The sequence below is a fragment of the Pusillimonas sp. SM2304 genome, assembly GCF_031628915.1.
GTDB lineage: Bacteria > Pseudomonadota > Gammaproteobacteria > Burkholderiales > Burkholderiaceae_B > Pusillimonas_C.
Genome location: NZ_JAVLUJ010000001.1, coordinates 1,713,668 through 1,727,135, shown reverse-complemented (window position 1 = coordinate 1,727,135; position 13,468 = coordinate 1,713,668). Strand labels below are relative to the sequence as shown.

The 13,468-nt window shown below is 64.1% G+C and carries 10 protein-coding genes; 7 read left to right on the top strand and 3 right to left on the bottom strand.

Translation table 11 applies throughout. The features are described 5' to 3' along the window. The first annotated feature begins 106 nt into the window (after window positions 1-106). From gltS to RE432_RS08005, 4 genes are all read left to right on the top strand, one after another. A complete protein-coding gene (gene gltS, locus RE432_RS08020) occupies window positions 107-1,297 on the top strand; it encodes a sodium/glutamate symporter (RefSeq protein ID WP_310932782.1) in 1,191 nt (396 codons plus the stop codon). A 2-nt stretch (window positions 1,298-1,299) separates the two neighbouring features. Continuing rightward, a complete protein-coding gene (locus RE432_RS08015; RefSeq protein ID WP_310932781.1) occupies window positions 1,300-2,778 on the top strand; it encodes a TAXI family TRAP transporter solute-binding subunit in 1,479 nt (492 codons plus the stop codon). 100 nt (window positions 2,779-2,878) lie between these two features. Further along, entirely contained in the window at window positions 2,879-3,436 is a 558-nt protein-coding gene (yjgA, locus tag RE432_RS08010) for a ribosome biogenesis factor YjgA (RefSeq protein ID WP_310932780.1), read from the top strand. Further along, window positions 3,433-4,107, top strand: a complete 675-nt coding sequence (locus RE432_RS08005) for a dienelactone hydrolase family protein (RefSeq protein ID WP_310932778.1) — start codon at window positions 3,433-3,435, stop codon at window positions 4,105-4,107. The genes yjgA and RE432_RS08005 overlap by 4 nt, the downstream gene beginning before the upstream one ends. Here the strand turns inward: RE432_RS08005 and RE432_RS08000 are convergent, their stop codons facing one another. Further along, window positions 4,108-6,591, bottom strand: coding sequence for a GNAT family N-acetyltransferase (locus RE432_RS08000; protein WP_310932777.1), 2,484 nt, complete (start codon window positions 6,589-6,591; stop codon window positions 4,108-4,110). A 77-nt stretch (window positions 6,592-6,668) separates the two neighbouring features. Here RE432_RS08000 and gltX point away from each other — a divergent pair, with 77 nt between their 5' ends. Further along, window positions 6,669-8,078 carry a glutamate--tRNA ligase gene (gltX, locus tag RE432_RS07995; protein WP_310932776.1) on the top strand — a complete coding sequence of 470 codons (1,410 nt, stop codon included), beginning with the start codon at window positions 6,669-6,671 and terminating at the stop codon, window positions 8,076-8,078. Between the two features lie 9 nt (window positions 8,079-8,087). Here the strand turns inward: gltX and RE432_RS07990 are convergent, their stop codons facing one another. Then, on the bottom strand, window positions 8,088-8,582 hold the full coding sequence (locus RE432_RS07990; RefSeq protein WP_310932775.1) for a hypothetical protein: 495 nt from the start codon (window positions 8,580-8,582) through the stop codon (window positions 8,088-8,090). A gap of 140 nt (window positions 8,583-8,722) precedes the next feature. Between RE432_RS07990 and RE432_RS07985 the strand changes: the two genes are divergently transcribed. Continuing rightward, window positions 8,723-9,157 (top strand): hypothetical protein, encoded by a 435-nt coding sequence (locus RE432_RS07985; protein ID WP_310932774.1) that lies wholly within the window; start codon window positions 8,723-8,725, stop codon window positions 9,155-9,157. 18 nt (window positions 9,158-9,175) lie between these two features. On the opposite strand, the gene RE432_RS07980 is transcribed toward RE432_RS07985, so the two are convergent. Beyond that, complete coding sequence (locus RE432_RS07980) at window positions 9,176-9,628, bottom strand: Lrp/AsnC family transcriptional regulator (RefSeq protein WP_310932773.1); 453 nt, start codon at window positions 9,626-9,628, stop codon at window positions 9,176-9,178. Between the two features lie 112 nt (window positions 9,629-9,740). Here RE432_RS07980 and RE432_RS07975 point away from each other — a divergent pair, with 112 nt between their 5' ends. Continuing rightward, complete coding sequence (locus RE432_RS07975; RefSeq protein ID WP_310932772.1) at window positions 9,741-13,241, top strand: indolepyruvate ferredoxin oxidoreductase family protein; 3,501 nt, start codon at window positions 9,741-9,743, stop codon at window positions 13,239-13,241. The last annotated feature ends 227 nt before the right edge of the window (window positions 13,242-13,468 follow it).

Genomic DNA, 13,468 nt, shown 5'->3' with positions numbered 1-13,468 from the left:
GAATGCGGCGGCAACAGAATAAAATAAGGGACGGGCTACCGGCGCTTTCGCAGTATGCTGGCCTGCGTTGACTGGTCCGGGCACATATTCACAGACAAGGCGCCGTATGAGCTTCAATCTACTCAGTTCACTTCTTGCGGCCATTGGCATGCTGCTGATTGGCACCGTGGTCAACCGGAAGATTGCCTTCCTGTCGCGCTACAACATTCCCGACCCGATCACAGGCGGGCTGATATTTTCGATCGCAGCGGCCTTGATGCTGTGGACGGCCGACTTCACCATCAGTTTCGACCATTCGATCAAACCTGTCTTCCTGCTGATGTTCTTCAGCGGGGTGGGCCTGTGCGCCGACCTGCGCCTGCTCAAGCACGGCGGCAAGGCGTTGGTGATCTTTCTGCTTGTCCTGCTGCCCTTCATCGTCGTGCAGAACGTGGTGGGCGTGGGCATGGCCAGGCTGCTGGACCTGCACCCCATTTTCGGGCTGGTCGCGGGGTCCATCACGCTGGTCGGCGGGCACGGCACAGGCGCCGCCTATGCCGACCGCTTCGCCGAAATCAACAACCTGCAGATGGTCATGGACCTGAGCATGACCATCGCCACAGTGGGCCTGATCATCGGCGGCATCATCGGCGGGCCGATTGCCCAGTTCCTGATCAACCGCCACAAGCTGCGCTCATCAGCCGAAGAGTCATCGGAAACGCACGAATTCCAGGAAGCGCCGCCCCCCATCAGCACGACGACTGCGCTGGGCGCGCTGGCCGGTGTGTTCACGGCAGTGATCGCCGGGCAGTGGCTGGCCGACCATTTTTCAGGCAGCAGCATCACCATTCCGGGTTTCCTGTGGTGCATGCTGATTGGCATCGCCATCCGCAATCTGTTGCCCTTCACCGGCGTCAAGGTGGACGACCGGGCCTCTGAGCTGATCGCGAACGTATGCCTTTCACTGTTCCTGGTCATGACGATGATGACGCTGAACCTGATCGACGTCGCGCTGTCGGCGGGGCCATTCCTGCTGATCATCCTCGTCCAGGTCGTGGTCATATTCCTGTACGTTGTTTTCGTCTGCTTCCGTTTCATGGGCCGGGATTACGAAGCGGCCGTGACGTCCGCCGCATTTATCGGCTTCAACATGGGCTCCACCGCCACCGCCATGGCGAATATGCAGGCCATTACCGCCAGGCATGGCCCCGCGCCCACCAGCTACCTGATCGCTCCCCTGGCCGGGGCATTCTTCGTGGACATCATGAACGCATTCATCCTGACGGGCATGCTTGCGCTGCCATTTCTGGGGGGCTGATCATGCGCCTGCTTATTTCCTGCTTTTTCCTGGCGTTGCTGACCGCCTGCAGCCAGGGCCCTGACACCGAGGCGCTGCGCAGCAATGTCAGCGAGCGCCTTGAGCAAGCCTTGCCCGACAATGTGATCGAACTGGCCGGCCTGACCCGCATGGGCTCGCAGGCCGATACGCGCGCGCCGGCAGGCGAGAAGCGGCGCATTGTGTATTTCGATGCGCAACTGAAGCTGACGCGCGACCTGGATTTCGGCGCCTGGAATGCGCCAGGCGTGGCGGGCTTAATTTCCGCGCTGGGCGCCGGGCCGCGCGGCATCGAAGGGATCAAATCGGGCGGGAATGCCGCGGGCGATACCATCCAGGCCCACGGCACGGCGCTGTATCGCCAGGAAAACGGCCAATGGGTACCCATCGTGCCCGCCGGCTATCTGCCGGCCGTCGCCCCCGGCATCGCCACCGAGAACCACGGCACCAACGCCACCCTGCTCGCCCTACGCCGCGTCGTCGAGGCATTCCCTCGCGACCAGTCCCCGGAACAGCACGCGGCCATCCAGCAGGAACTATCCGCCGCCCAGACCAACATCCGCGCGCGCCTGGCACGCCTGTCGGATGGCTTTGCCATCGCGGCCGGCGCCGAGCACGGCCAATACCTGCGCGTGGCGCGCGCACTGTTCGGCCAGGACGGATCGCGCGCCGTGCCCCTGATTACCCGAGGCGGCGACGAGAACCTGCGCCTGCTCCGCTCCGGGAAAGCCCCCTTGGCGATTGCCCAGGGCGACGCCGCATTCGACGCCTATGCAGGCACGGGGGATTTCCAGGCGCAAGGCCCCTACGCGGCGCTGCGCAGCATTGCCGCCCTGTATCCCGAGCCCATGCATGTATTGGTCCGCGGCGACAGCGCACTGCAGTCCATGGCCGACCTGAAGGGCAAGCGCGTAGCCATCGGCGTGCCGGGCTCCGCGTCGCGCATGACGGCGATACGTGTGTTGCAGGCCCACGGGATAGGCCTTGAAGACATTACCCCCTTGGCGCTGGGCATTCACGAAGAACTGCTGGCCCTGGAAGAAGGCAAAGCCGACGCCGTGCTGCAGGTCATCGGGACCCCGGCCGACAGCATACGCGAGCTGGTCACCGCCATGCCGGTGCGCATGCTGCCGCTTTCGCAGGCGGCTATCGACAAGCTCGCGCAGACCGGGGCGGGCTACTTTCCCTATGCCATTTCGCGCGGCACTTATCCTGGCCAGGAGGAAGACGTTGCCACGATTGCCACCGCCGCCCTGCTGCTGACCGACACGGCTTTTTCAGATGCGGAAATCACCAGCCTGGTGAACCGTGTTTTCGCCACAGGCCGCGACTATTCCGCCTTGGGCAGCGCCCAGGGGGCGCACATTTCGGTCCGGAACAGCCGCCATGGATTGCCCATTCCCATGCACCCGGCCGCCGCCAAGGCGCTGGATGCGCTGGCGCAGGCGCCCGCCACGCCGTAAACGGGGTTTGCCTGCGCGGCATCCGCCGGACGCAGGCAAACCCAGACCGGTTTAACATAGGGGCTTGTTTTTCCCGCTACAGCCGTCTCTTTCCGATTTCATGCAAAATACTCCCATCGACTCCGACGATTCCGCCGATCACGGCTATGACCGTCCCAGCAAGTCCCAGGTCAAGCGCGACATGCTTGCGCTGCAAGACCTGGGCAAGCAACTGGTCGACCTGTCGCCCGATCAGCTCAAACAACTGCCGCTGGCGGAAAAACTGTTTGACGCCATACGCCTGGCGCAACGCACCACCAGCCGCGAAGGCCGGCGGCGGCAGATCCATTATGTGGGCAAGCTGATGCGCGATGCGGATGCCGACGCCATCCGCACGCAACTCGATGTCTGGGAAAACGGATCGCGCGAGCAGACCCGCGCCATGCATCGCCTGGAAACTCTGCGCGACCTGCTGTTGCGCGACGACGACGCGCTGACCGGCTTGCTGAACGAATACCCGGACGCCGATGCCCAGCGTCTGCGCACCCTGATAAGGGAAGGCCGCAAGGAAGCCCTGGCCAATACCAGACTGCAGGCGGGGCAAGACCCCCAGCGCAAACACTATCGCGCCCTTTTCCAGGCGCTTAAATCGCTTAATGACCCGACGGAGCAGGAATGAGCAGCACAGCGTTACTGGAATGCATTGAAATTGAAACGGGCCCCCATCCCGGCCGCGCCGTGATCTGGCTGCATGGACTGGGCGCCGACGGCAACGACTTCGCCCCGCTGGTGCCCGAGCTGAAACTGGACGGCATGCCCGCGATTCGCTTTGTCTTTCCGCATGCGCCGGTGCGGCCGGTGACCATCAACAACGGCATGTCGATGCGCGCCTGGTACGACATCTTCGCACCCGACCTCGTGCGCCGTGAAGACGAGCCGGGCCTGCGCCTGTCGCAACAGGCGGTGCAGGCGCTGATCGCGCGCGAGAACGAGCGCGGCATCCCCACCGACAAGATCGTGCTGGCGGGGTTTTCGCAAGGCTGCGCCATGACCTTGCAGACCGGACTGCGCATGGACGAGAAACTGGCCGGGCTGGTGGGCTTGTCGGGCTATCTGCCGCTGGCCGCCCTGGCCGCCGCGGAACGGCACGCCGCCAACCACGACACCCCCATCTTCCTGGCGCACGGCGTCATGGACCCGGTCGTCAGCCTGGATCGTGCCGAGGCGACGCGCCAGGCACTGCTTGACATGGGCTACCCGCTGACCTGGAAAACCTACCACATGCCGCATTCGGTGTGCCTGGAAGAAATCGAGGATATCGCGGCATTCCTGCGCCGGGTTCTAAGCTAGCTAGGCATGGCTGCGGGTTTCGCCCAGATCGAGCCAGACGCGCCGCATGGTGGGATCTTCGCTATCGTAGTCGTTCTGGAAACCCAGGTGGGTCATCAGGCTTAGCATGGGGCGGTTGGTGGCCAGCACAATGCCGTCGATATAGGTCAAGCCCTGTTCCTGCGCGGCATTGATCAGCCCTCCCATCAGTTGCGCACCCAGGCCCCGGCGCTGCCAGGCATCGCCGATCACCAGGGCATACTCGGCGCCCCGCCCGTCGGCATTGCGCAAATAATGGGCAAAGCCGATGATCTGCTCGCGCGGGTAGCCGCGATGCTCCGGATTGGGCACCTGCACCGTCGCCACCAAAGCCAGTTCCCTGTCGTAGTCGATGCGCGTGTAGCGCGCCAGCATGCGGGGCGTGAGTTCCCGCAGCATGGACACGAAGCGCATATACCGCGACTCGTCGGACAGGCCGCGCACGAATTCCTGCAATGGCTCGGCATCCTCGGGCCGGATCGGGCGCAACAGCCAGGGCGATCCGTCGGCAAAGGTGTTGGGCTGCACCAGGCGGTAGGGATAAGGGTGTATGGCCATATGGCGATACCCGGTGGTTTCAGGCAGCACCAGCATGGATTCGCTGCTCAGGCCCATGCTGACGCCCCGCGCCGTCAGGCGCATGTCGTCGGCATACAGGGGATCGATGGTCAAGGTCTCGAGCCCGGGCAGCTCACTGATCAATTGGGAAATGCACTCCAGCGTTTCCAGCAGGGTCTCGAAGGCGGCAGGGGTCATCTGACGCGACAGCGCGCGGCGCCACAAGCTGCTGCGCAGCACCAGCTTGCGGGCCAGGTAGCTGTTGAGCGGCGGCAGCTCGACCGCCCGGTAGGTCTCTGCGATCAGGGCGTCCTGCCCGCCCGACCCGAACATGATGTAGGGGCCGAACTTGACATCGCGCCGCACCCGTATGGCCATGGGGGGCGATTCATCGCGCGCGTCGTGCCGGTGGCCGGCCTGCGCATCCGGCATGTCCGCATACTGCACTGGCACGTGAAAGCAATCCAGCAACTGCCGGCACTCGCCGGCGTTCAGGCTGCGGCGCCGTTCGCTCTGCGCCCGCCTGACCAGCGCGCGGGCCTCATCCAGCCTGGGCGGCTTGCCCAGGGGCTCAGGCGGCAGCGTCTGCTGCGACAAGGTCTGGTTGTAATGATAGGCGCCCAGTATGCCGAAGGCATTGGCGGCCGACTCGGGCGTGCGGAATGCGGGCGTGCCCACGCTGTCGAGCACATGGCGCAAGGAACGCATGCTGGCGTCGCCCAGAAAGCAGGTGATGATGGGCTTGCGCGCATCCGGCGCAATGGCGGCCAGTTGCCGGGCCACACCCTGCAGGTCGGATAGCGGGTCGGGGCATAGCAACACCAGGACGCCATCCACGCCGGGGTCGTCCACCAGCGTATCGACCACGCGTTGCGTGGCGCCAGGCGTCAGGCTTGAATAGGTCACGACCGGATTGCGTATATCGGCGCCGGACTCCAGAAGCCCCTGCAGCGCCTTGATGCTGGCTTGCGAAAGTTCGGCGGCGACCACCGACTCGGTATCGCCCATGACATCCAGCGCTAGCTGCGACGCGCCCTGGCCGTTGGAAAACAGGGCAATCCTGCGCCCCCGCGGCCGCCGTGTATACACCAGCACCTTCAGGGCCGAGAACAACTGGACGAAATAACGTATGCGCACCGCGCCCGCGCGGCGCAAAAGCGCATTGAAGACGGCATCCTGCACCGCGGCCGGCTCGGCGCCATGCCCCACCTTGAGCACGACCACCGGCTTGACGCTGGCCGCCGCGCGCAACGCGCTGCTGAAGCGGCGCGAGGAAGAGGTTTCTTCCAGGTAGAGCGCGATGCTGTCGGTGCGGGCATCCATGGCCAGGTAGTCGAGCACATCGGCCACATCAACCACCGACTCGTCGCCCAAAGAGACAATGGCCGAAAAGCCCAGGCTGATGTCTTCGGCCCAATCAAGCACCGCCGCCGTAATCGAGCGCGATTGCGCCACCAGCGCGACACGGCCCCCCAGGGCAATCCTGGGCTGATGGCTGATGTTCAGGCCCAGGTGCGGCCTTTGCACGCCGAAGGATCGCGGCCCGAGCACGGCGCAGTCGTTCAACGTACCCCAGGAACGGCAATACACCATGTCTTCGACCGGATCCGCCGATGAATGCTCGTGCTGCAGCAGGATCAGGCCTCGGGGGCGATGCGGCCGCAGCGCTTCCAGCGCTTCGGGCAGACGCTCCGACGCGATGCATACCACCGCCAGTTCCAGCCGCTGTGGCGCCGGCACGCCCGGCAGCGCGTCGGGCAGGGCAATGGGCGCGCCCGGGGCGATATCCACGAAGGACACGACATGTTGCAGCCAGCGCGGCGTTGCCTGCGCCAGCGGCAAAGACCGGTCGGCCAACACCAGGACGGTACGGGGTTCGAATAGTGCGGCAAGGCGATGTCGCGGCATGTTTTGTCCGGTTTTCAACGGAAGATGATCTGTACTCTAAAATAGGAACATTACTTGCTCAAGCCTAACGATTAACAATGACCTCGTCCACTTCTTCTGTCGTCCGCACACGTTTTGCCCCTTCCCCCACCGGATACCTGCATCTGGGCGGGGCCCGCACGGCCCTGTTTTCATGGGCTTTTGCGCGCCACCACCAGGGGGTTTTCGTCCTGCGCATCGAGGACACCGACCTGGAGCGCTCGACGCCCGAAGCGGTCCAGGCCATTCTGGACAGCATGGAATGGCTGGGGATGCAGCCCGACGAAGGCCCGTTCTACCAGATGCAGCGCATGGAGCGCTATCGCGAAGTCATCGCCCAGATGCTGAAGGACGGCACGGCCTATCACTGCTACAGCAGCCCCGCCGAAGTCGAGGCCATGCGGGAAAAAGCCCGCGCCGCCGGGCTCAAGCCCCGCTACGACGGCACTTGGCGGCCCGAAGCCGGAAAAACCCTGCCTCCGGTGCCCGCCGATCGCCAGCCCGTGGTGCGCTTCAAGAACCCCGCCGACGGCGCAACCAGCTGGAACGACCTGATCAAAGGCCCCATCAGCTTTGACAACAGCGAGCTGGATGACCTGATCATTGCCCGGCCCGACGGCACGCCCACGTATAACTTCTGTGTGGTGGTCGATGACTGGGACATGCAGATCACGCATGTGCTGCGCGGCGACGACCACGTCAACAACACCCCCCGGCAGATCAATATTCTACGCGCCCTGGGGGCGGCCTTGCCGGAGTATGGGCATGTGCCCATGATACTGGGGCCCGACGGCGAAAAACTGTCCAAGCGCCACGGCGCCGTCAACGTCATGGAATACGATAGCGACGGCTACCTGCCCGAGGCCATGATCAATTACCTGGCCCGCCTGGGCTGGAGCCATGGCAACGACGAACTGTTCACGCGTGAGCAACTGGTGGAATGGTTCGACACACGCCACCTGACCAAATCGGCGGCCCAATGGGATCCCAAGAAGCTGAACTGGGTCAACGCCCACTACATCAAGCACAGCAGCAACGAAGACCTGGCCGCGCGCGTGGCGCCGCGCATCCGCCAGCGGCAGGGCGACCCCGACGCGGTCGACCTGGCCGCCGTGATGGGTCTGCTGAAAGATCGCGCCGACACCCTGAACCAGCTGGCGGATGGCGCCATGCTGTTCTGCGGCGTGTATGCCCCGGCCGACGCCGAACTGCTGGCCGAGCACCTTGACGATGCAGCGCGCGCGCTGCTGGCCGACTTCGCCCAGAAAGCACAAGCCCTGCCGGACTGGACCAGCGAAGCCCTGGATGCCCAGATCAAAAGCCTGCTGGCCGATCACGGCGTCAAGATGCCCAAGCTGGGCATCCCCTTGCGCCTGGTGGTCACAGGCCAGAAGCAGACGCCATCGCTTGGCCCCGTACTGGCCTTATTGGGGCGCGAGCGCGTGCTGGAGCGGCTGGCGGCAACCTGATCGCGCCCGCTAGAACGGCAGGCGATACCCCGGCGACATGCGCCGGGCCGTGATGACGGTGCCGTCCGCCTCTTTCAGCGACAGCGCCTTGTCGTCCGCCGACACAACCGTGTAGTCATTGGTATAGATGGGGTCATCCAGGCTGACCGGCGCGCCATTGGACTGCAGCGTACGCATCGTCAGCGTTTGCTGCCTGCGTTCCCAGCAGCCTGTTTCCGACAGGCCTTGCGACGGATTCTTGCCGCGCTTGAGCAGTTCGGTATAAGCCATGGTCCCGTCGGGGTGCAGGGTGAACAGGGTGCGCAGCTCGCCGGCCACCCCCTTTTGCTTGCGCACGCTCAGCCAATTGCCCACCAGCGCCTCGCCGCTTGCCGCCGCCTGGCACGTGGGCGCCTCTGGTTTGGCGACCGGTGGCGGCGCGCTGGGCGCGGCGCAGCCGGCCAGCAGGGCCGCTGCAAATAAACCCGCATGAACAGCGCGCTGACGGAAGATGGAAATGTGCATGACGCCTTCCTTTCAAAACCACAAATGGCGTGTGGTATCGGCAGCCGGCACCTGGCCGGCAGCCTACAATCGAATGAAAAATTATTCTACCTGAACCGCCCCGCGCCATGCTGACGGCCAGGTTACAGCACGGGCACGCCATGAATTACTCTGTTCTGATCACACTGCATCTGTTCGCCGCCTTCATCTTTGTCGGCACGGTATTTTTCGAGGTCTTGATGCTGGAAGGGGTACGCAAGCAGGTCCCGCGCGAAGCCATGCGCCAGGTGGAAGGCGCCATCGGGCGGCGCGCGCGCCGCATCATGCCCTGGGTGCTGCTGGTGCTGTACGGCGCCGGCATCGGCATGGCCTGGCATTACCGGACCGTGCTGGCCCACCCGCTGGACAGCACCTTCGCCACCTTGCTGACCCTGAAGATCATCCTGGCGCTCAGCGTGCTGGGCCACTTCATCACGGCCATGGTGCTGGGCACCAAAGGCTTGCTGAAAACCCGTTATGTGCAACGCATACACATCAGCGTGTTTACGCACATGGTCGGCATCATTGTGCTGGCCAAGGCCATGCTGTATATGTAAATGGACGATTGATCCGGCCTACAACGGCAGCCTGACGTCGTGCTTGATCTCGCGCAGCGCCACAATGGTGCGGGTCTGGCGCACGCCGGGCAGGTTGAACAGGAAGCGGTGCAGGAAACGGTCATAGTCTTCCGGGCTGCGCACAAGTATCTTCAACAAAAAATCCGCGTCGCCCGTCACCGCATAGCATTCCAGGATTTCCGGGGCGTCGCGCACGGAACGCTCGAAGTTTTCCACAATGTCGGCCGAGTGCCGCTCAAGGCTGATCTGGGTAAACATGCAGCCTTGCAGGCCCACCTTGTTGCGGTCAACCTGGGCGTAATAGCCCTGAATGACGCCGGCGGCTTCCAGGGCCTTGACCCGGCGCCATACCGGCGCGGTCGACAAGCCCACCTGGTCTGAAAGCTGCTGGGCCGAAGCACGCCCCTCTTGCTGAAGCTGTTTCAGGATTTTTATATCAGTTTTATCCATAAAAGGCCTTTTTGCGAAATATTCATTTCGTTATATAGGGATTTTACGCGATGATTTCGCAATAAAAACAGCCCGCCCGGTCTCTATCATGAAAGGAATAATGGAGACTGCCATGGCAACGCCCCGCATCGATACCCAGTACCGGCTCGACGACAACCTGACCGCCGACACCGGCCGCATCTTCCTGACCGGCACCCAGGCCCTGTTGCGCATGCTGCTTGCGCAACGCAAGGCCGACCAGGCGCGCGGACTGAACACCGCCGGCTTCGTCACCGGCTATCGCGGCTCCCCGCTGGCCGGCGTGGACATGGCCATGTGGCGCGCCAAGCAACAGCTGGAAGCGCAGCAGATCAGTTTCCTGCCCGCCATCAACGAAGATCTGGGCGCCACCATCGTGATGGGCACGCAACAGGCGGGCGTACGCGAAGACCGCAAGGTCGATGGTGTGTTTGCCATGTGGTACGGCAAAGGCCCGGGGGTGGATCGCGCGGGCGATGCCATCCATCACGGCCATGCTGCCGGCGCGTCGCGCAACGGAGGCGTCCTGCTGATCGTCGGCGACGACCACACCGCGGCGTCGTCCTCGATTCCGCACGCCAGCGAAACCTCGCTGCTGGCCTGGGGCGTACCGGTCATCCACCCCGCGTCAGTCGAAGAATATGAACTGTTCGGCCTGTGGGGCTGGGCGCTCTCCCGCTATAGCGGCGCATGGGTGGCTTTCAAGGCGACAACGGAAACCGTGGAAAGCGGCCGGTCCTTCACCTTGCAGGCAAGGCCGGACCTGAGCGTTAGCGGCGCCGGCGAAGGCCTGGAGTACAGCGCACGCGAATTCCTGACGCCGGCGATCGAGCAGCGCATGGCCCAGCGCCTGGAAGCGGTCAAGGCCTTTTCGCGCCAGCATCCGCTGGACCGGATCGTGACCGCCGCGCCGGCCGCCAGGCTGGGTATTGTCACGACCGGCAAAGCCTTTCTGGATACGCAAGACGCCCTGCGGCAATGGCAGCGTACCTGTCCGGATGGCGCGCTGCCGGAGCTGCGCCACTACAAGATCGGCCTGAGCTGGCCGATCGACGAGCCGGGCTTTCTGCAGTTTGCGCAGGGACTGGATCACATCCTGGTGATCGAGGAAAAAGCGCCCATTATCGAAAACCAGGCCAAGGACCTGCTGTACAACCAGCCTGGGCGCCCCAGCATCTGCGGCAAGCGCGATCTGAACCACGGCGCACTGGTGCCGCAAGCGGGGCAGCTCTGTCCCGCCGCGGTGGCCACGGCGCTACGCCGCTGGCTGCAGCAGACGGCGGGCCTGGCATGGGATGAAGCCGGCGCCGCGCCCAAGCGCAAAGCGCAGGCGGCATCGGCGCCCGCGCCGTCCACGTACCCCCTGACGCGGCGCCCTTACTTCTGTTCCGGCTGTCCGCACAACACCTCGACCAAGGTGCCCGAGGGCAGCCAGGCGCTGGCCGGCGTAGGCTGCCACTACATGGCCACCTGGATGGACCGCGAAACCAGCGGGCTGACCCAGATGGGCGGCGAAGGCGCCGACTGGATAGGCCTGTCACGCTACACCCGCATGCCTCATATTTTCCAGAACATGGGCGAAGGCACCTACTTCCACTCGGGCTACCTGGCCATACGCCAGGCCATCGCCGCCAAGGCCAATATCACCTATAAGATCCTGTTCAATGACGCCGTCGCCATGACGGGCGGCCAGCCGGTGGACGGGCCGCTTTCCGTGCCGCAGATTTGCCAGCAAATGCTGGGGGAAGGCGTCAAGCGCGTGGTCATCACCACCGACGATCCAGGCAAGTATCGCGGCGTGCCGCTGGCGGCCGGCGTCACGGTGCACGAACGCCATGCGCTGGACGCACTGCAACGGGAGCTGCGCGACACGGAAGGCGTGACCGTCCTGATACACGATCAGGTCTGCGCGGCGGAAAAACGCCGGCGCCGCAAGAAGAAAGCATTCCCCGACCCGGCCCGGCGCCTGTTCATCAATACCGGCGTGTGCGAGGGTTGCGGCGATTGCAGCACCCAATCCAACTGCCTGTCGCTGACGCCTGTGGAAACGCCCTTCGGCCGCAAGCGCGCCATCGACCAGTCCAGCTGCAATAAAGACTATTCCTGTGTGGACGGTTTTTGCCCCAGCTTTGTATCGGTGATGGGAGGCAAGCCGCGCAAGGCCGCAAGCACCGGGCCCGCGGACCGCGAGCGCCTGCAGGCGCTGATCGCCGCGCTGCCGCAACCCGCCTTCACGCCCTACGACAGCCATTGCAACGTGCTGGTGGTGGGCATAGGCGGCACCGGCGTGATTACCGTGGGGGCCATTTTGTCGATGGCGGCTCACCTGGAAGGCCGGGCGGCCTCGGTGCTGGATATGACCGGCCTGGCCCAGAAAGGCGGCACGGTCATCAGCCACATCCGCCTGTCGGCCAACGCGCAGCAAACCGGGGCGGTGCGCATCGATCCCCAGCAGGCCGACGTGGCGATTCTGTGCGACGTGGTCGCCGCCGCCAAGCCCGAAGCGCTGCAAACGCTGCGCCACGGCCATACCCAGGCCGTCATCAACACTTATCTGGCGCCCACATCCGAATTTGCGCGCGACCCGCAGGCCGACCTGAATCCCCAGGGGCTGATCAACACCCTGAAGGCAACGGCAGGCGAGTCCAACTGCCGGCTGCTGCAGGCGCACGAACTGGCGGCCAAGCAGTTCGGCGACAGCATTCTTGCCAACATGCTGATGCTGGGTTTCGCATGGCAGCTGGGCGGTATTCCCCTGAGCGCAGCGGCCATCATGCGGGCGCTTGAGCTCAATGGCGTGGCCGTCAGCGCCAACCAGCAGGCCTTTGGACTGGGACGCCTGGCGGCAGGCAATCCCGATGCGCTCAAATCGCCGGCCCACGACGGCGAATTCCCTGTGGTGATCCCGCTTCCCGAAACTCTGGACCAGGTCGTGGCGCGCTGCCGCGCTTCGCTGGCTGCCTACCAGAACGAAGCGTACGCAAGACAGTATGGCGACATCATCGATCGCGTACTGTCGGCCGAGCGGACCGTACGCCCGGAAGGCCGGCCGCGCCTGACGATCAAGGTCGCCCAGTCGCTGCACAAGCTGATGGCCTATAAAGACGAATACGAAGTCGCCCGCCTGTTTACCGATGGCACGTTCCGCCAGGCCCTGAGCGAGCAGTTCGAAGGCGAGTTCACCTTGCGGTTTCACCTGGCGCCCCCCTTGCTGGCCCGGCGCGACCCGCGCACCGGCGTGCCACGCAAGATGAGTTTCGGCCCATCGACGGAGCGGGTATTCCGGCTGCTGGCCCGCGGCAAAGCCTTGCGCGGCACCTGGCTGGACATTTTTTCCTATACTGCCGAGCGTAAAATGGAGCGCAGGCTGATCCAGGAATACCAGGCAGCCATCCTGGACATGCTCGGCAAACTGGACGCCGGCAACTACGATCTTGCGCTGGAACTGGCCGACCTGCCGCAAACGGTGCGCGGCTTCGGGCACATCAAGCAGGCCAGTGTTCAGGCCTACCGCCTGCGGCTGGCGCAACTGCAGGCCAGCCTGGGCCAGCCGCCTGTCATGCACGTTAACAATATTTCACGATTCCAGGCCTGAGCGGCCCTGGGCCGCGCCAAGCCTAGCCCCCTTGCGGCCTTGCGCTGCAAGGCCCTTGAAGCCAGCGGTTCGGGCCCACAAAAAAATAAAAAATCAAGCCCTTTTTGGGCTTGCTTCGTTGGCGAGCAATCACTACAATTAGTGCTCAATAAACAAATGACCACAATATATTGTGGTTAAAACGCCAAAACGCGTAAGCTTCAACATCATGTAGCAAACCCGTAGTT

What these genes read in the sequence shown, in the direction of transcription:
- gltS (WP_310932782.1), top strand. Translation starts at nt 107, where the DNA reads ATGAGCTTCAATCTACTCAGTTCACTTCTTGCGGCCATTGGCATGCTG.
- RE432_RS08015 (WP_310932781.1), top strand. Translation starts at nt 1,300, where the DNA reads ATGCGCCTGCTTATTTCCTGCTTTTTCCTGGCGTTGCTGACCGCCTGC.
- yjgA (WP_310932780.1), top strand. Translation starts at nt 2,879, where the DNA reads ATGCAAAATACTCCCATCGACTCCGACGATTCCGCCGATCACGGCTAT.
- RE432_RS08005 (WP_310932778.1), top strand. Translation starts at nt 3,433, where the DNA reads ATGAGCAGCACAGCGTTACTGGAATGCATTGAAATTGAAACGGGCCCC.
- RE432_RS08000 (WP_310932777.1), bottom strand. Translation starts at nt 6,591, where the DNA reads ATGCCGCGACATCGCCTTGCCGCACTATTCGAACCCCGTACCGTCCTG.
- gltX (WP_310932776.1), top strand. Translation starts at nt 6,669, where the DNA reads ATGACCTCGTCCACTTCTTCTGTCGTCCGCACACGTTTTGCCCCTTCC.
- RE432_RS07990 (WP_310932775.1), bottom strand. Translation starts at nt 8,582, where the DNA reads ATGCACATTTCCATCTTCCGTCAGCGCGCTGTTCATGCGGGTTTATTT.
- RE432_RS07985 (WP_310932774.1), top strand. Translation starts at nt 8,723, where the DNA reads ATGAATTACTCTGTTCTGATCACACTGCATCTGTTCGCCGCCTTCATC.
- RE432_RS07980 (WP_310932773.1), bottom strand. Translation starts at nt 9,628, where the DNA reads ATGGATAAAACTGATATAAAAATCCTGAAACAGCTTCAGCAAGAGGGG.
- RE432_RS07975 (WP_310932772.1), top strand. Translation starts at nt 9,741, where the DNA reads ATGGCAACGCCCCGCATCGATACCCAGTACCGGCTCGACGACAACCTG.